Consider the following 17,173-nt stretch of genomic DNA (forward strand, 5'->3'; position numbering starts at 1 on the left):
AAGCCCGCTTTTCCGCCACCCCACAGGCCCGACATGACCTCCTTGACCCTCAACGGCCAAGCCCAGCGCTGCACGGCCGACCCCAACACGCCCCTGCTCTGGGTGCTGCGCGACGAACTCGGCCTGACCGGCACCAAATTCGGCTGCGGCATGGCGCAATGCGGCGCCTGCACCGTGCACCTGAACGGCAATGCCGTGCGCAGCTGCGTGATGCCGCTGGCCAGCGCCGCCGGCGCACAGCTGAACACCATCGAAGGCCTGGCCAACGACCCGGTAGGCCGCGCGGTCATGGACGCCTGGGTCGAGACCGATGTCGCCCAGTGCGGCTACTGCCAGAGCGGCCAGGTGATGAGTGCCGTGGCCCTGCTCAAGTCCACCAAGAAGCCGAGCGACGCGCAGATCGACGCCGCCATGGCCGGCAATCTTTGCCGCTGTGGCGCCTACATGCGCATCCGCGCCGCCGTCCATGCGGCCGCCGCCAAGCTGGCCTGAAGGGGAACCCACCATGCTGATGGACCGCATCGCCCTGCCCGCCGCCACGCCCTCGCGTCGGCGCTTCCTCACGCTCACGGTCGGTGGCCTCACCGGCCTGGCCCTGGCGCCCGGCCTCGCACCCAGCTTGGCCATGGCCCAAGCCGGTGCGCCCAAGCCCAAGCCTGGCCAAGGCCCCACCGAGCAGCCCCCCGCCTTCGTGCACATCGCACCGGACGGCAAGACCACCATCCTGTGCAACCGCATGGACATGGGCCAGGGCATCGAGACCGCGCTGGCCATGATCTGCGCCGAGGAGCTGGACGCCGACTGGGCCCAGGTCCACACCGGCTTCGGCGATCAGAAGCCCCATTACGTCGACCCGGCCATGGGCATGCACCTGACCGGCGGCTCCAACTCCATCAAGAACAGCTACGCCCAGTACCGCGAGCTGGGTGCCCGCGCCCGCGTCATGCTGTTGGCGGCTGCGGCCCAGCAGTGGCAGCAGCCGGTGGCCAGCCTGCGCACGGAAGCCGGCCGCGTCATCGGCAACGGCCGCAGCGCCGGCTATGGCGAGCTGTTCGCCGCCGCCATGCAGCAGCCGGTGCCCGAGGCCGTGACGCTGAAGGACCCGAAGGACTTCCGTCTGATCGGCAAACCCACCGGGCTCAAGGTTTCCCGCGCCAAGAGCAGCGGTGCGCAGACCTATGGCATGGACATCCGCCTGCCGGGCATGAAGACCGCCGTCATCCAGCGCCCGCCGGTGTTCAACGGCAAGGTGGCCGGCTTCGACCCCGCCCCCGCCCTGGCCGTGCCCGGCGTGCACGCCGTCTTCAAGGTGGCGCTGGACCGCGGTGGCGAAGGCGTGGCCGTGGTGGCCGATGGCTACTGGCCGGCCCAACAAGGCCGCCAAGCGCTGAAGATCGACTGGAACCTCGCCGGCCTGGAGCGCCCCGACACCGAGCGCATGCGCAAGGACTATTTGGCCCTGGCGCAGCGCGAAGGCAATCTGGTACCCGACTCGCACTTCCGCAAGGAGCTGCCGCCGGCCGACAAGTCCGCCAAGCGCATCGTGGCGGAGTTCGTCTTCCCTTACCTGAACCACGCGCAGATGGAGCCCCTGGCCTGCACGGTGGATCTGCAGCCCGAGGCCTGCCAGCTCTACTACGCCTCGCAGATGCCTGGGGTGGATGCCGGTGCGGTGGCCAAGCTCACCGGCCTGCCCTATGACAAGGTGCAGATCCACGTGCAGATGGCCGGCGGCGGCTTTGGTCGCCGCGCCACCCCCACCGCCGAGTTCGTGCGCGAGGCCGTGGCCTTGGCCCAGGGCCTGGCGGCGGCCGGGCAACGCGCGCCGGTGAAGGTGGTGTGGAGCCGTGAGGACGACATGAAGGCCGGCTACTACCGCCCCTTCACCGTGCACCGCGCCGAGATCGGCTTCGACGCGCAGGGCCAGGTGCAGGCCTGGCACCACCGCATCGTCAGCCAGAGCATCGTCAGCGGCTCGCCCTTCGAGCCCTTCATGGTCAAGGACGGCGTGGACGCCACCACGCCCGAGGGCATGGGCGAGCCCTACCAGGTGCCGATGCGGCTCTCGGTGCACCACCCCAAGCAGAACGTGCCGGTGCTGTGGTGGCGCTCGGTCGGCTCCACCCACACGGCTTACGTGATGGAGACCCTGATCGACGAGATCGCCATGGCCACCAAGCAAGACCCGGTGGCCTACCGGCTGAAGATGATGGCGCCGGAGGCCAAGCGCACGCGCGCGGCGCTGGAGCTGGCGGTGGAAAAGAGCGGGTATGGCAAGCGCAAGCTGCCCGCCGGCCAGGCCTGGGGCGTGGCCGTGCACGCCAGCTTCAACTCGGTGGTGGCCTATGTGGTCGTGGCCTCACTCGAAGGCAAGGGCAAGAACCGCCGCCCGCGCCTGCACGAGGTGCACGCCGGCGTGCACTGCAACCTCTGTGTGAACCCGCGCACCGTGGAAGCGCAGGTGCAGGGCGCGGCGCTGATGGCCCTGGGCACCACCATGCCTACGCACCGCATCACGCTGAAGGAGGGCGTGGTCGAGCAGAGCAACTTCCATGAAGTGGCGATGCCGCGCATCACCGACACCCCGAAGGTGCTGGCCGTGCACATCGTCCCCTCGCAGGAAGCGCCCACCGGCATGGGCGAGCCCGGCCTGCCGCCGCTGGCTCCCGCTTTGGCCAATGCGGTAGCGCGCCTCACCGGGCAACGCCAACGCGAGCTGCCCTTCCGCTTCGCTTGACTCAGGTTGCCGGGGCTTCGGCCCCGGCCTTCAAGGGAACCGGTAGTGATCGCGATTCAGCACCGCCGCGATCGCCGTCACTTCCTCGGGGAAGAGACTGAGGTTCAACTCGGTATTGCAGTTCTCCACCATGCCGCGCAGCAGGCCGGGGCCGTTGATGCGGCCCTTGGGGCGGTAGATGGCCGAGCCGTCGCCGCCCATCTTGCGCGCATGGCACTCGGCGCAGCGGTGCTCCTTGATCAAGCGCTCGCCGAGCCCCAGGTCGGCATCGCGAAACAGCTCGGCCGCGGGCGGTGTCTGGGCCAGCGCCGCCCCGGCCAGCAGCAGCGCGGCGAGCGGGATCCAGGCCTTCCAAGTCTTGTTCATCGTGCGCTCCGGTTCAGGCCTTGGCCAAGGCCAGCAGTTCCAGCACATCTTCCTCGAACATCTCGCCAGGCACCACCGCGTGCACCGCGCCGCGGCGGTCGATCGCCACCGTCAGGGGCATCACCGCGCGCGGGCTGAACAGCGGGCGCAGGCTCGGGCCCTGCATCGTCACCGGGAAGCTGTACCCCGCATTGGCCAGGTAGCTGCGCACCACCGCCGGTTCGCGGTCCAGCGCCGCACCCAGCACCTGCAGGCGCAGGCCCTGGCTGGCGCGGTGGAGCTTTTCCACATGCTGGTTATGGCGCCGGCAAAACGGGCAGTGGGTGGCAAAGAACACCAGCACCGCTGCGCGATCCTGCCAATGCGCGGGCGCCAGGCTGCCGCCGTCCAGCAGCTCGATCTGCGGCCAATCGCGCCCGGCGCCCTGCCCTGCCAGGGCGGAGGTACTGAGGGCCTGTAGCAGCAGCAGGCGGCGCGTCTTGTCCATCGATCTGAATATAAGTCTGAACGAATGCATAAGCAGATGGCGAAGCTCCGCTTGTGAGCCCGCGGCCTGCGGTGTAGAACCCGCCCGCCCCCACCTTCTCCAAGGACGCACGATGCAGCTCTTCCCCACGCTCGGCCTGGCGCTGGCCTTGGCCCTGAGCCACGGCCTGGCACAAGCCCAGGGCTTCGACCCGCAATTGCAGGGCCGCAGCCTGGCCGCCACCTGTGCCAACTGCCATGGCACGCATGGCCAGGCGCGCGGCGACATGAAACCCCTGGCCGGCATGCCAGCCGAGAAGATGCTCGCGGCACTGGCCGACTTCAAGAGCGGCGCCCAGCCCGCCACCGTGATGCACCAGATTGCCAAGGGCTACACCGAGGAGCAGCTCAAGCTCGTTGCCGCCTATTTCGCTGCCCAGCCGGCGCGCCGCTGAAGGGGAACGTTGCCATGAAGCATTTGCATCCCTCGCGCCGCCAGCTGCTGGCGGGTGCCGCCGCCCTGCCCCTGCTGAACCTGACTGGCTGCGCCAGCGCACCATCCGGCCCCTCGCTGGGCCGCGTCGTCGTCATCGGCGGCGGCTTTGGCGGCGCCACCGCAGCGCGCTACCTGCGTCTGTGGGGCGGCAACATCGACGTCACCCTGGTCGAGCGCAACCCGGCATTCGTTTCCTGCCCGATTTCAAACCTGGTGCTGGGTGGCTTCAAGCAGATGGCCGACATCACCCAGGGCTACGAAGGCCTGCGCCAGGCCGGCGTGAAGGTGCTGCAGGGCGAGGCCCAGACGATTGACGCCGCGGCGCGCAAGGTGCGCCTGGCCGATGGCCGCGAACTGCCCTACGACCGCCTGGTGGTTTCGCCCGGCATCGATTTCATGCTCGATCAGGTCGGCGGCCTGGCCGCCGCGCTGGACAAGGGCGAGATCCAGCACGCCTGGAAGGCCGGGCCGCAAACGCTGGCGTTGCGCCGCCAGCTCGAGCTGATGCCCGAGGGCGGCGTGTTCGCCATCTCCATCCCCAAAGCGCCCTACCGCTGCCCGCCCGGCCCCTACGAGCGCGCCTGCGTGGTGGCGGCCTATCTGAAGCAGCACAAGCCGCGCGCCAAAGTGCTGGTTCTGGACGCCAACCCCGAGGTGCAGTCCAAGAAGGCCCTGTTCGAGAAGGCCTTCAAGGACTACTACGGCGGCATCCTGGAATACCGCCCGAACGCCGAGCTCAAGGAGGTCAGCGGCACGCTGGCCAAGCTGGAGTTCGAAGACGTGAAGGCCGATGTGCTGAACGTGATCCCGCCCCAGCGCGCCGGCGACATCGCGCGCCAGGCCGGGCTGATCACCGTCAACCAGCGCTGGTGCGGCGTGAACTGGCTGACGATGGAGTCGCTCGCCGTGCCGGGCGTGCATGTGCTGGGCGACTCGGTGATGCCGGGGCCGCTGATGCCGAAGTCCGGCCACATGGCCAACCAACATGCCAAGCTGGCAGCGGCGGCCATCATCCAGTTGCTCAAGGGCGAGCCGGTGAACCCCAGCCCGGTGGTGATGAACACCTGCTACAGCTTCGTGAGCGCCAAGGAGGCCATCCATGTGGCCACCGTGCACCAGTACGACGCGGCCGAGAAGATCGTCAAGACCGTGCCCGGCTCGGGCGGGGTGTCGGCGGCCATCAACCAGATAGAGGGACGCTATGCGCTGGGTTGGGCGCAGAACATCTGGGCGGACGCGCTGAACCTGCCGTGATGCCCACCAGCTCGCGCAGCAGCGGCAGCGGCCGCAGCAGCCGATAGAGCACGGCGCAGGCCAGCGCCGTCAGCCCGATCAGGGCCAGGCCCTCCAGCAGCGGGGGCCAGGCCAGCGGTTTCAGCCACTGGCTGAAGACCACGATCAGGCTCTGGTGCAGCACATAGGCGCAGAGCACACCCTGGCTGGCGGCACGCAGCCAGGGCTTGTTCTCGCGGAACACCCGCTGAGCCCAGCCACAGGCGGCCAGGATGGCCCACCAGGCCATCAGCCTCCAGAGCCCACGCATCAGCGCACGCAGCGCGGCGGGCGGCTCCACCGTCTCATAGGCCTGAAAGTAGACGATCAACAAAGCCCAGGCCGCCAGCGCCAGCCCGAGGCTGAGCGCGCGATACCGCAGCGCGGCCTGCCACAGCCCCGGCCAGATCGAGCGGCTGCCCCAGCCCAGTGCGAACAGGTAGCCGTACTGGGCGTGGTTGTAGAAGTCCGTCCACAGATCGTGCGAACTCGGGAACAGCGGCATCAGCCACTGCCGCGCCAGCACCAGGGGCAAGGCCGGCAGCAGCAGCCAGGCCCAGTCCGGCCAAACCGCCCGGGTCACCGTCTCTGGTCGACGCCAGGCCAGCATCAACGCAGCGAACAGCGCGTACACCCAGAGGTAGGGCAGGAACCACAGATGGTTCCAGGTCGGCACATCCATGCAGTCCTGGCCCCGGCAGTAGCGCCCGCCGCGCAGATAGGCGGCCCAGAAGTCCAGATAGCCGCCATCGCCGGGCAGCAGCTGCGGGGCCTTGGTCAGCACCTCAAAGTAAGCCTGCGGCGTGACGATCACGGCCATGCCGAACAGCAGCGGCAGCAGCAGGCGACGGCTGCGTTCGCGCATGAAGCCCCAGCCCCCGCGCCGCTGCCACAGCCCCTGGCAGGCCGCACCGGCGACCAGGAACAGCAGGCCCAGGCGCCAGGGGCTGCTCAACAGCATCAAGGGTTCGATCGTGGGCCCGGCCAGCGCGCTCTTCACATGCCAGTCCCAACTCACGTAGTACATGCCCACGTGGTACGGAATGAGCAGCGCAAAGGCGGCCAGACGCAGGCCATCCAGGAAGGGCAGTCGGGATTCGGAGTGCATGCCGACAGCTTCGCGGCCCGCCACGGCGGCGGCCATGCCGCTGGGGCGAACCGCAACGACGCCGGGGCGAAGTGCCTGCGACAAGCAGATGAAAGGCGAATCCCTCTCGGGGTGGCGGCAGGCTGGGGCAGTGCATCCACCGGGGGGGGCGGTACAGGCCGTACCGAAATTTCCCGACAGGTGCGCGAGCCGGTGCATGCAACGCAAACGAAAAGCCCCTGACTCCGCGAGAAATCAGGGGCTTTGAATTGGTAGGCGCGATTGGACTCGAACCAACGACCCCCACCATGTCAAGGTGGTGCTCTAACCAGCTGAGCTACGCGCCTGGGGTCTGTCTTGAAGGGGCGCCGAATTACTTCAGCGCTGCACCACAAGAGCCCACGACTATACACGAGATTTTTTGAAGCCGTCAACGTCTGCGCGCACTACGCACGCCGGGCACCTGGGCCACCGAGCGCAGCATCTGCGAGAGCGACTCGGCACCCGCGATCTCCACGGTGAAGGCCATCCACTGCGTGTCCGGGCGGCTGCCTCGCTGGCTCTGCGTCTGCGCATGGCTGACGCGCAGGCGCAGCTTGGCGAAGACTTCGAGCACGTCGCGCATCACGCCCGGGCGGTCCTGGGCTTCGACGACCAGGTCGACCGGATAGAGCTTGCCCTGGGTCTGGCCCCAAGTGACGTCGATCTCGCGCTCGGGGGTGCGGCGCAGGCTGTCGAGCAGATTGCCGCAGTCGGCCCGGTGAATGGCCACGCCCTTGCCGCGCGTCACGAAACCGCGGATCGCATCCGGCGGGGCCGGGCGGCAGCAGCGCGCCAGATTGGTCAGCAGCGAGTCCACACCCACCACCAGCACGCCGCCTCGCGGGGCCTGTGCGGCCGGGCGCACATGGTGGCGCGCGGCCAGCGCGTCCTCGTCTTCGGCCGCCGTGGGCTCGGCCGGGCGCAGCAGCTGCTCGATGGGCTTGAGCGAGAACTCGTCCTTGCCCACCACTTCGAAGAGCTGCTCGGCACTCTTGAAGCCCAGGCGCGCGGCCAGCTCGTCGTGTTTGATGGCCGTCTTGCCCTCGCGGGCGAGCAGCTTTTCCACCAGCTCGCGCCCGCGCGCCACGGTCTCCTCGGTCTGCAGGGCGTTGAACCAAGCGCGCACCTTGGCCTTGGAGCGCGGCGAGGCCAGAAAACCCAGTTCGGGGTTGAGCCAGTCCAGCGAGGGGCCGCGCTCCTTGCCGCCCATGACTTCGACCGTCTGGCCGCTGTGCAGCTTGGTGTTCAGCGGCACCAGCTGACCATCGACTTTGGCGCCGCGGATGCGGTGGCCCAGCTCGGTGTGCAGGTGGTAGGCGAAGTCGATCGGCGTGGCGCCCGTACACAGCTCCACCACCGCGGCCTGCGGCGTGAACACGAAGATGCGCGCCTCCTCGCCCTCGCTGCTGGGCGCGTGCTCGGCGAGGTCGCGCTCCCAGGCCAGCAGCTGACGCAGCACGGCCTTGCGGGCCTCGCGCACGGTGGCCTCCTGGTCGCCCGCGCTGGCCTGGCCACCGTAGCCCTTGGTGCCGGCTTCCTTGTAAGCCCAGTGCGCGGCCACGCCATGCTCGGCGTGCTCGTGCATGGCCTGGGTGCGGATCTGCACCTCCATGGTCTGGCCATCGGGCGCACGCAACACCGTGTGCAGGCTCTGATAGCCATTCGGCTTGGGGCGCGCGATGTAGTCGTCGAACTCACCCTCGACCGGCTCGTAGACCTCGTGCAGGCGCGCGAGCACGGCGTAGCAGTCGTCCACGCTGTCGACGATGACGCGCAGAGCGCGCAGGTCGAATACGCGGTCGAGCGTGAGGCCCTTGCCCTGCATCTTTTTCCAGATGCTGTAGAGGTGCTTGGGGCGCCCCTGCACCTCGCCCGACACCCCCAGGCGCTGAAGCTCCGCACTGAGCTGGGCACGCGCCTGGTGCACGCGCAGCTCGCGCTCCAGGCGCTTTTCGTGCAGGGCACGGGCCAGGCCGTGGTACTGCTCGGGCTCCAGGAAGCGGAAAGCCAGGTCCTCCAGCTCCCACTTGATCTGCCAGATGCCCAGCCGGTTGGCGAGCGGCGCAAAGACCTGGCGGGCTTCCAAGGCCACTTCCACCGGGCAGGGCTTGCGCACCTGCGCGAACCAGCGCAAGGTCTGCAGGCGCGAGGCCAGGCGCAGCAGCACCACGCGCAGATCCTTGCTGAAGGCGAGCAGCATCTTGCGCACGCGTTCCAGCTGCTGGGCGACGGCCTCGGCGTCCTCCAGGCGCGCGGCACGCGCGGCGCGCTGGATGCGCACCAGCTTGCGCGTGTGGTCCACCAGATCGGCAAAACTTTCGCCGAAAGCCTTGGCCGTGACCTCGACCGGATCCGACAGGTGTTCCGCGGCGTAGACCAGATAGGCCGCGGCCTGCACCCCGGGCGAGGCCCCGATGCCGGCCAGGATGGCGGCGACACCGTCGGCATGACCGAGCTGGTCCTCGCCGCTGTCGAGCACGCGCGCGGCCAGCAAGGGCTCGGCGAAGGCACGGGCGCGCGTCAGCACGTCCGGCGCAGCGGCGCTGCGGGCGGGGCTGGGCAGGCGCTCGGGCAGGCCGGGAGGTTCGGCGGGCGGGGCCTCGTCCAGCAGCAGCTGGACGATGGCCGCGCGTTGCGGGTCGGCGGGCGCGGTCTTCATGCGGCGCGCAGGAACTCGATCACGGGGTTCAGATGGCTGTCACGGTCCAGCATCGGCGCGTGGCCCACCTCGGGCAGCTCCAGCACCTGGGCGCGCGGGCCGCAATCGGCCATGCGCTGCGCCGTCTGCGGGCTCAGCAGATCGCTCTCGGCACCGCGCAGCAGCAGCACCGGCAGCTGCAGGCTCTCGTAGGCGGCCCAGAGGAAGAGCTCCGACTCGGCAATGGCCTCCGGCGTCAAGCTGCGAAAGGCCAGGCCGATGCCCGGGTCGTAGTGCAGACGCAGGCCTTGCGGCGTTGGTTTGAACATCGGGCGCGACAGCGCCTCCCAGGCGCCGGGCGGGAACTGCCCGAAGCCGGCCGAGATGCTGCGCAGATAGGCCACGCCCTCCTCGAAGCTGGCGAAGTGCATGCGCTGGCCCACATAGGTGCCGATGCGCTGCAGCGACTCCGCTTCCAGCGTGGGGCCGACATCGTTCAGCACCAGACGCCGCAGCGGGTTGCCCGGCACGGCCGCCAGCACCAGCCCGATCAGGCCGCCCATCGAGGTGCCGACCCAGTCCACCGAGCCGGCGTCCAGGCGCGCCAGCAGGGCCACCATGTCGGACACGTACTGCGGCAGGCCGTAATGTTCGGGCTCGGGCAGCCAGTCGGATTCACCCCGCCCCACCACATCCGGGCAGACCACGCGGTATTCGCCGCTCAGGCGCTGCGCCAGGGTGTCGAAATCGCGCCCCTGGCGCGTCAGGCCGTGGGCGCAGACGAGCACCCGAGGATTGGTCGCGTCACCCCATTCCCAATAGGCCAGGCGGTGCAGGCCGCCGGGGTTCATGGCTTGGTAGTGACACAGGCGCGGGGGGCTCATTGGCTATCCTTGGATCCGGAAACGATCCTAAGGGAACTGCAATGTTGAACGGCAAGACCGCCCTGGTGACGGGCTCGACCAGCGGCATCGGACTGGGTATCGCACTGAGCCTGGCACGCCAGGGCGCCAACGTCATGCTCAATGGCTTTGGCGACGTGGAGGGCGCCCGCGCCCAGTTCGAGGGCCTTGAGGTCGAGGTGGACTACCACGGCGCCGACATGGCGCATGCTGAGGAGGTGGTGGATCTGGTACGTGCCACCGAGGCGCGCTTCGGGGGCTGCGACATCCTGGTCAACAACGCCGGCATCCAGCATGTCGCGCCGATCCAGGACTTCCCGCCCGAGCGCTGGGACGCCATCCTCGCCATCAACCTCAGCTCGGCCTTCCACAGCCTGCGCGCCGCCCTGCCCGGCATGCTGGCGCGCAACTGGGGCCGCGTGATCAACATCGCCTCGGTGCACGGCCAGGTGGCCTCGGTCAACAAGAGCGCCTACGTGGCCGCCAAGCATGGCCTGATCGGCCTGACCAAGACCGCAGCGCTGGAAACCGCCACCACCGGCATCACCGTCAATGCCATCTGCCCCGGCTGGGTGCTGACGCCGCTGGTGCAGAAGCAGGTGGATGCCCGGGCGCTGGCCGACGGCGTGGACAACGCCGAGGCCACGCGCCGGCTGCTCGGCGAGAAGCAACCCTCGCTGACCTTCACCACACCCGAGCAGCTGGGCGCGCTGGCGGTGTTCCTGTGCAGCGAGGCCGCCGCCAATGTGCGCGGCCAGGCCTGGGGCATGGACGGCGGCTGGACGGCGCAGTAAGCACGGTCATCGCCCCGCGTCTGCGGGGGTTTGGGTGAGACTTTGTAACAAGTGCGACAAGGCGTGCGAACCGTCGCCCGAATTTGTAACAAAGCGGGCGGGTGGCGGCCAGAATGGCCGCTCGGCCCGCTTCAAGACCGCGGCGCCTGACAGGAGCTGCCCACCATGACCCACGCCCACAACGCCCGTACGCAACGCATTGCCGTTGTCGACGACGACGCCCGCATCCGCGACCTGCTGCGCCGCTACCTGAGTCAGGAAGGATTCGAAGTGCACCCGGCCGAGGACGGCATGGCGCTGAACCGCCTGATGGCGCGCGAGAGCCTGGACCTGATCGTGCTGGACCTGATGATGCCGGGCGAGGATGGCCTGTCGATCTGCCGCCGCCTGCGCGGCGCCGGCAACACCACGCCCATCGTCATGCTCACCGCCAAGGGCGAGGACGTGGACCGCATCGTTGGCCTGGAAGTCGGTGCCGACGATTACCTGGCCAAACCCTTCAACCCGCGCGAGCTGCTGGCGCGCATCAACGCCGTGCTGCGCCGCGCCCCGGCCCCCGAGGCGCCTGGCGCCCCGGCTCGCGACCCCGAGACCGTGGCCTTCGGCCCTTACCGCTTTGATATCGCCCAGCGCCGCCTCACGCGCGATGGCGAGGAACTCTCGCTCACCACCGGCGAATTCGCGATGCTCAAGGCCCTGGTGCGCCACCCGCGCATGCCGCTGAGCCGCGAGCGCCTGGCCCAGCTGACCCGCGGGCGCGACTTCGAGCCCTATGACCGCAGCCTGGACGTGCAGGTCTCGCGCCTGCGCAAGATGATCGAGCCCGATCTGGCCAACCCGCGCTACATCCAGACCGTCTGGGGCCTGGGCTATGTGTTCGTGCCGGACGGCGACGAAGGCAAGGGCGACAAGCCGGCCGCCAAGCCCGCGGCCGCGCAGGCGGCCTCCTCGGGCGCCTGAAGCCTGTGCCGCGGCGCGTCCTCGGCCTCAACCTCTTCTGGCGCACCTTCGCCTGGCTGGCCCTGCTGCTGGCCGGCGCGGGGCTGACCTGGCAGGCGGCCTTCCGCGCCCTCGAAGCCGAACCGCGTGCGCTGCAAGCCGCACAGCAGCTCGGCGATCTGGTGCTGCTGTCGCGCGCGGCGCTCAGCGATGTCGAGCCGATCCAGCGCCTGGTCATCATCAAGTCCATCGAACGCGACGCCACCATCAAGGTCCAGGTGGCCGAACTGCGCGACGAGTGGAAGGCCTACGAGCACACCCCCTTCGCGCGCCAGGTGGCGCAGGCGCTGATCCAGCGCCTGGGGCCCGACACCTTCGTGGCCGAGAGCGTCAACGGGCAGTCCGGGCTGTGGGTGCGCTTCATGGCCGGGCGCGACGCCTTCTGGCTGCGCGCGGCCCATGAGCCCAGCGCCAGCCTGCCCACGCCGCGCGCCTGGTGGCTGCTGATCGTCGTGGCCGCCACGCTGCTGGGCTCGGCCATCATTGCCGGGCTCATCAACCGGCCGCTGCGGGCGCTCTCGGTCGCCGCCGGGCGCATCCGCGAAGGCGAGTACGACTCGCGCCTGGACGAGCACACGCTGACCAGCGAGATCCGCGAGGTCAACCGCGGCTTCAACCGCATGGCACGCGTGCTGGCCAAGCTGGACCAGGACCGCTCGGTGATGCTGGCCGGCATCTCGCACGACCTGCGCACCCCGCTGGCGCGCCTGCGCCTGGAGGTGGAGATGAGCGTGCACGACCCTGCCGCCCAGCTGGCAATGGCGCAGGACATCGACCAGCTCGACGCCGTCATCGGCAAGTTCATGGACTACGCCCGCCCGGGTGAGGTGAGTCAGCAGATCCTGCTGCTCGCCGACGTGCTGGAACGCGAGACGCAAAGCTTCCGCGACCCCAACCAGATCCGCTTCCGCCTGCGCGTGCCGCCCAATCTGCGCATCAAGGGCGACCGCACCGAGGTCTCGCGCGTGTTCCAGAACCTGTTCGAGAACGCGCGCCGCTACGGCCACCAGCCCGACCAGGCCGCGCTGGTCGACATCCTGGCGCAGATCCAGGGCAATGAGGTGCTCGTGACCCTGCGCGACCACGGCCCCGGCGTGCCGCAGACCGTGCTGAGCGAGCTCACCAAGCCCTTCTACCGCGCCAACAGCGCGCGCACGGCCGCCAGCGGTTCCGGCCTGGGGCTGGCCATCGTCGAGAAATCGCTGTCGCGCATGGGCGCGCACCTGGAAATCGTCAATGCCCAAGATGGCGGGCTGATCACCCGCATCCGCTTCCAGCGCGCCGATTAGGGCTTCAGTGCCCTCAGGCCTTCAATATCAGGCAGACCGCGCGCGCCTCGATCGCCCGCCCCTCGCCCACCGGCCCCATCTTCTCGGCCGTCTTGGCCTTGACGTTGACGGCCTCCGGCGCCAGCTCCAGCGCCGCGGCCAGGCGGCCGCGCATGGCGTCGATGTGTGGGGCCAGCTTGGGCGCCTGAGCGACCACGGTGCTGTCCACATTGCCAAGTTGCCAACCCTCAGCGCGCACGCGGCGGGCCGCCTCGGCCAGCAGGCGCAGCGAATCGGCACCCTTGAAGCGCAGGTCGGTGTCGGGGAAATGGCGGCCGATGTCGCCCAGGCCGGCCGCGCCCAACAGGGCATCGGTGATGGCATGAGCCAGGGCGTCGGCATCCGAGTGGCCGAGCAGGCCATGGCTGTGCGGGATCAGCACGCCGCCCAGGATCAGCGGCCGGCCGGTGACGAGCTGGTGCACATCCCAGCCCTCGCCTATGCGAATGTTCATGCCTGTCGGCTCCTCAGGATCAGCTCGGCCAGCGCGAAGTCCTCGGGCAGGGTGAGCTTGAAGTTGTCCAGCGGCGCGCGCACCAGGCGCGGCGCCAGGCCCAGCTGCTCGATGGCGCTGGCCTCGTCGGTCACGGTCTCACCCGCGGCATCGAGAGCACGCGCCAGCAGGCCCAGGCGAAACATCTGCGGCGTCTGCGCGGCCCAGAGCTCGCGGCGGTCCTGCGTGTGCTGCACGCGGCTTTGCGAGTCGGCGCGCTTCAGGGTGTCGGCCACTGGCTGCGCCAGCAGGCCACCCACCGCATCCGCGCGGCAGGCTTCGATCAGGCCCTGCACCCACTCCGGCCGCAGCAGGCAGCGGGCGGCATCGTGCACCAGCACCCAGTCCTGCTCGCCGGCCCCTCGCTCGCGCAGGGCCTGCAGGCCGGCGCGCACAGACGCCGCGCGCGTGGCGCCGCCGCAGCGCGCGCTCCAGCCGGCGAAGCCCGGCACGGCCGCCGCAAAGCGTGCGTCATCGGGGGCCAGCACCACCAGGGTCTGCGCCAGCTCGGGCACGGCGGCCAGGGCCGCCAGCGTGTGGGCGATCAGGCTGCGGCCGGCCAGCTCCACGTACTGCTTGGGGATGGGCTGGCCCGCCCGGCTGCCGCTGCCCGCCGCCGGCACCAGGGCATAGAAGCGTTCGCTCATAGGTGCCCCTACAGCAGCACGATGTCGTAGTGCTCGGTCTGGTTGCCGGGCTCGGCGGTCAGCGAGATCGGCCGGCCGATGAAGTCCGACAGGCCGGCCAGGTGCTGGCTCTCTTCGTCCAGCAGCATCTCCACCACGGCGGCATTGGCCACCACGCGGAACTCCCGGGCCGAGAACTGGCGGGCCTCGCGCAGGATCTCGCGCAGGATCTCGTAGCAGACCGTGCGCGCGGTCTTGACCTGGCCGCGGCCTTCGCAGGTCGGGCAGGGTTCGCACAGCATGCGGGCGAGCGATTCGCGCGTGCGCTTGCGTGTCAGCTCCAGCAGGCCCAGTTGCGTGAAGCCGCCGACGGCCACCTTGGTCTTGTCCTTGGCCAGGTGCTTGCGCAGCTCGGCCAGTACGGCCTGGCGGTGTTCCTCGCGACCCATGTCGATGAAATCGACGATGACGATGCCACCCAGATTGCGCAGGCGCAGTTGCCGCGCGATGGCGCCGGCCGCTTCCAGATTGGTCTTGAAGATGGTCTCATCGAAGTTCTTCGCCCCGACGAAGGCACCGGTGTTGACGTCGATCGTGGTCATGGCCTCGGTCTGGTCGAACACCAGATAGCCGCCACTCTTCAAGTCGACACGGCGTGAGAGCGCGCGCTGCACCTCGACGTCGATATTGCTGAGGTCGAAGATCGGACGCTCGCCCGCGTAGTGCTCCAGCTTGACCACCGAGCCGGGCATGTACTGCTGACCAAAGGCCTGCAGGGCCTCGAACTGCAGGCGGCTGTCGATGCGGACCTTGGCGGTGCGGTCGCTGCAAAGGTCGCGCAGCACGCGCTGCACCAGGTTCAGGTCTTCGTGCAGCAGGCTGCCGGGCGGCAGCGTGAGCGCACGCTCGCGGATGGTGTTCCAGGTCTTGCGCAGGTACTCGATGTCGGCCGCGAGCTCCTCGTCGCTGGCCTCCTCGGCATTGGTGCGCAGGATGAAGCCGCCGCCCCCGCCGCTGTCGCGCGTGCCCACCAGGGCCAGCATGCGCTCGCGCAGGGCCTCGCGCACCTCAGGCGAGCCGATCTTCTGGCTGATGCCGATGTGCTCGTCCTGCGGCAGGTGCACCAGCATGCGCCCGGCGATCGAGACCTGGCTGGACAGGCGCGCGCCCTTGGTGCCGATCGGGTCCTTGATGACCTGCACCATAAGGGCCTGGCCCTCGAACAGCAGGCGCTCGATCGGCGTGGGCTGCTCGCCGCGCGGCGCCGCCGTGTGCAGATCGGCCACATGCAGGAAGGCGGCGCGTTCCAGGCCGATGTCGATGAAGGCCGACTGCATGCCCGGCAGCACGCGCGCCACCTTGCCCTGGTAGATGTTGCCCACCAGGCCACGCTCCAGCGTGCGCTCGATGTGCAGTTCCTGCACCGCGCCGTTTTCCACCACGGCCACGCGGGTCTCCTGCGGAGACCAATTGATCAAGATGTCTTCCATCACGTCGGGTGCCGGGGGCACCCCCTCGTTGAAGGGTTCACGCAAGCAGTGCTGCTTGCGTCAAACCTCCAGCCCGGCCTCGCGCAGCAATTGCGCGGTCTCGAACAAGGGCAGACCCATGATGCCGGAATAGCTGCCCTCGATGTGTTCGATCCAGCCGGCAATCTGGCTCTGAATCGCATAGGCACCGGCCTTGCCCATGGGCTCGCCGCTGGCCACATAGCGTTGCAGCACGCGCGGCGGCACGGCGGCAAAGCGCACATGCGACACGCTGACGCGCTGTGCCTGCTGCAACACCCCGCCCACCTCCCAGCCCAGGCTCACCGCCGTCAGCACGCGGTGCGTGTGGCCACTCAGGCGCGTGAGCATGTGCAGCGCCTCGGCAGCATCGGCCGGCTTGCCCAGGATGTCGCGACCCAGGGCCACGGTGGTGTCGGAGCACAGCACCGGGCGCACCGGCAGGCCGCGCCGTTCCCGGCGCGCCAGCGCGGCTGCCAGCTTGTTGGCCGTGACACGGCGCACGTAATCGTCCGGCAACTCGCCGTGCAGCTGCAGCTCCAGCGCCTCGGCGTCCTCGTCGGTGTCGGCCAGCAGCAACTCATGGACCTGGCCGAGCTGATCGAGCAGCTGGCGCCGGCGCGGGCTCTGCGAGGCCAGGTAGATCAGGTTCGCGCTCATTGCAGATGCCGGGCCTCGATGCGCTCGATGCTGCCATCCTTGTGCATGGCCTCCAGCGCCAGGCGCAGGCGTTCGGCCAGGGCCTCTTTGTCGGGCAGCTTGCTGGCGCGGGAAAGCACCAGGAAGGTCGGACGGTCGGGCACCAGGGGCGTGGGCAAGGGGCGCACCGAATCGGCGTAGCCGAGTTGGCGCGCCAAATAGCGGGTCACGACGGTCTGGCCCGAGATCGCATCGACCCGACCCAGCATCAGCATGTGCAGGCCCTGCTCGGCCCCAGCCGTCTCGTGCAGCTGGATGCGCTCGGCGGCAACTTCGGCATCGAACTCCGGGCTGATGAAGAAGCCTCGCACCTTGCCGATGCGCTTGCCGTGCAGGCTGGCCAGGCCGTCAAATTCCATCTTGCTGTCGCGCGTGACGAAGAGCGAATAGGTGCTGTTGTGCATCACGCCAGTGAAGAGTGCGAACCCTTCGCGCTCGGCACTGCGCAGCAGCGCCATGCCGCCATCCACGGTGCCCGCCCGCACCGATTCGACCACCCGCTTGAAGGGCACCAGCTCGATCTGGAACTGCACCCCAGTGCGGCGGCCCAGCTCGTGCAGGATGTCGACGTCGATACCGACCGGCTCGGTGCCGCGCAGCGAGGAATAGGGTGGAAAGGCGAAATCGCCCAGCACCTTGAGCTGCACCTGCGCCAGCGCGCCCAGCGCGAGCCAGGGGCCCAGCAGCAGGCCCAGCAGCAGCGAACGCAGATGACGCACCG

The 17,173-nt window shown here is 69.3% G+C and carries 17 protein-coding genes and 1 tRNA gene; 7 read left to right on the plus strand and 11 right to left on the minus strand.

Annotated features, from left to right (window positions below; translation table 11 throughout):
- Nucleotides 1–33 precede the first annotated feature (33 nt).
- Both ACE3QP_RS12215 and ACE3QP_RS12220 read left to right on the plus strand, forming a co-directional pair.
- Entirely contained in the window at nt 34–492 is a 459-nt protein-coding gene (locus tag ACE3QP_RS12215; protein WP_374436410.1) for a (2Fe-2S)-binding protein, read from the plus strand.
- Nucleotides 493–505: 13 nt separating this feature from the next.
- Nucleotides 506–2,737, plus strand: coding sequence for a molybdopterin cofactor-binding domain-containing protein (locus ACE3QP_RS12220; protein WP_374436412.1), 2,232 nt, complete (start codon nt 506–508; stop codon nt 2,735–2,737).
- A 30-nt stretch (nt 2,738–2,767) separates the two neighbouring features.
- Here ACE3QP_RS12220 and ACE3QP_RS12225 read toward each other — a convergent pair whose 3' ends face one another.
- Both ACE3QP_RS12225 and ACE3QP_RS12230 read right to left on the minus strand, forming a co-directional pair.
- Nucleotides 2,768–3,103: a hypothetical protein gene (locus ACE3QP_RS12225; protein ID WP_374436414.1), complete on the minus strand. Its 336-nt coding sequence runs from the start codon at nt 3,101–3,103 to the stop codon at nt 2,768–2,770.
- A 13-nt stretch (nt 3,104–3,116) separates the two neighbouring features.
- On the minus strand, nt 3,117–3,590 hold the full coding sequence (locus ACE3QP_RS12230; protein ID WP_374436416.1) for a TlpA family protein disulfide reductase: 474 nt from the start codon (nt 3,588–3,590) through the stop codon (nt 3,117–3,119).
- 112 nt (nt 3,591–3,702) lie between these two features.
- On the opposite strand from ACE3QP_RS12230, the gene ACE3QP_RS12235 reads away from it, so the two are divergent.
- Both ACE3QP_RS12235 and ACE3QP_RS12240 read left to right on the plus strand, forming a co-directional pair.
- The gene (locus tag ACE3QP_RS12235) at nt 3,703–4,023 is read left to right on the plus strand and encodes a cytochrome c (protein ID WP_374436418.1); all 321 of its coding nucleotides are present in this window, start codon (nt 3,703–3,705) and stop codon (nt 4,021–4,023) included.
- 14 nt (nt 4,024–4,037) lie between these two features.
- Complete coding sequence (locus ACE3QP_RS12240) at nt 4,038–5,318, plus strand: FCSD flavin-binding domain-containing protein (protein WP_374436420.1); 1,281 nt, start codon at nt 4,038–4,040, stop codon at nt 5,316–5,318.
- Here ACE3QP_RS12240 and ACE3QP_RS12245 read toward each other — a convergent pair.
- The 4 genes from ACE3QP_RS12245 to ACE3QP_RS12260 form a co-directional block, all read right to left on the minus strand.
- On the minus strand, nt 5,245–6,444 hold the full coding sequence (locus ACE3QP_RS12245) for an acyltransferase family protein (RefSeq protein ID WP_374436422.1): 1,200 nt from the start codon (nt 6,442–6,444) through the stop codon (nt 5,245–5,247). The two genes, ACE3QP_RS12240 and ACE3QP_RS12245, sit on opposite strands and share 74 nt — an antisense overlap.
- Nucleotides 6,445–6,693: 249 nt before the next feature.
- A tRNA-Val gene (locus tag ACE3QP_RS12250) sits at nt 6,694–6,770 on the minus strand.
- 83 nt (nt 6,771–6,853) lie between these two features.
- The gene (locus ACE3QP_RS12255; RefSeq protein WP_374436424.1) at nt 6,854–9,124 is read right to left on the minus strand and encodes a bifunctional (p)ppGpp synthetase/guanosine-3',5'-bis(diphosphate) 3'-pyrophosphohydrolase; all 2,271 of its coding nucleotides are present in this window, start codon (nt 9,122–9,124) and stop codon (nt 6,854–6,856) included.
- A complete protein-coding gene (locus ACE3QP_RS12260) occupies nt 9,121–9,987 on the minus strand; it encodes an alpha/beta fold hydrolase (RefSeq protein WP_374436426.1) in 867 nt (288 codons plus the stop codon). Before ACE3QP_RS12260 ends, ACE3QP_RS12255 begins: the two co-directional genes overlap by 4 nt.
- Nucleotides 9,988–10,028: 41 nt before the next feature.
- On the opposite strand from ACE3QP_RS12260, the gene ACE3QP_RS12265 reads away from it, so the two are divergent.
- The 3 genes from ACE3QP_RS12265 to ACE3QP_RS12275 all read left to right on the plus strand — a co-directional run bounded on the left by ACE3QP_RS12265 (nt 10,029) and on the right by ACE3QP_RS12275 (nt 13,087).
- Entirely contained in the window at nt 10,029–10,799 is a 771-nt protein-coding gene (locus ACE3QP_RS12265; RefSeq protein ID WP_374436427.1) for a 3-hydroxybutyrate dehydrogenase, read from the plus strand.
- Nucleotides 10,800–10,964: 165 nt separating this feature from the next.
- A complete protein-coding gene (gene ompR, locus ACE3QP_RS12270; protein WP_374436428.1) occupies nt 10,965–11,759 on the plus strand; it encodes a two-component system response regulator OmpR in 795 nt (264 codons plus the stop codon).
- A 5-nt stretch (nt 11,760–11,764) separates the two neighbouring features.
- Nucleotides 11,765–13,087 (plus strand): ATP-binding protein, encoded by a 1,323-nt coding sequence (locus tag ACE3QP_RS12275; RefSeq protein ID WP_374436429.1) that lies wholly within the window; start codon nt 11,765–11,767, stop codon nt 13,085–13,087.
- Between the two features lie 13 nt (nt 13,088–13,100).
- On the opposite strand, the gene ispF is transcribed toward ACE3QP_RS12275, so the two are convergent.
- From ispF to ACE3QP_RS12300, 5 genes are read right to left on the minus strand one after another with little or no spacing between them, the layout of a single operon-like run.
- Complete coding sequence (gene ispF, locus ACE3QP_RS12280) at nt 13,101–13,580, minus strand: 2-C-methyl-D-erythritol 2,4-cyclodiphosphate synthase (protein WP_374436430.1); 480 nt, start codon at nt 13,578–13,580, stop codon at nt 13,101–13,103.
- Nucleotides 13,577–14,266, minus strand: coding sequence for a 2-C-methyl-D-erythritol 4-phosphate cytidylyltransferase (gene ispD, locus ACE3QP_RS12285; RefSeq protein WP_374436431.1), 690 nt, complete (start codon nt 14,264–14,266; stop codon nt 13,577–13,579). The genes ispF and ispD overlap by 4 nt, the downstream gene beginning before the upstream one ends.
- Before the next feature lie 8 nt (nt 14,267–14,274).
- The gene (gene rng, locus ACE3QP_RS12290; protein WP_374436464.1) at nt 14,275–15,738 is read right to left on the minus strand and encodes a ribonuclease G; all 1,464 of its coding nucleotides are present in this window, start codon (nt 15,736–15,738) and stop codon (nt 14,275–14,277) included.
- Nucleotides 15,739–15,795: 57 nt separating this feature from the next.
- A complete protein-coding gene (locus tag ACE3QP_RS12295) occupies nt 15,796–16,413 on the minus strand; it encodes a nucleoside triphosphate pyrophosphatase (RefSeq protein WP_374436433.1) in 618 nt (205 codons plus the stop codon).
- Nucleotides 16,410–17,171, minus strand: a complete 762-nt coding sequence (locus tag ACE3QP_RS12300; RefSeq protein WP_374436434.1) for a substrate-binding periplasmic protein — start codon at nt 17,169–17,171, stop codon at nt 16,410–16,412. The genes ACE3QP_RS12295 and ACE3QP_RS12300 overlap by 4 nt, the downstream gene beginning before the upstream one ends.
- Between the last annotated feature and the right edge of the window lie 2 nt (nt 17,172–17,173).

Origin of the sequence: Inhella sp. (assembly GCF_041912635.1) — a bacterium.
Lineage (GTDB): Bacteria > Pseudomonadota > Gammaproteobacteria > Burkholderiales > Burkholderiaceae_C > Inhella.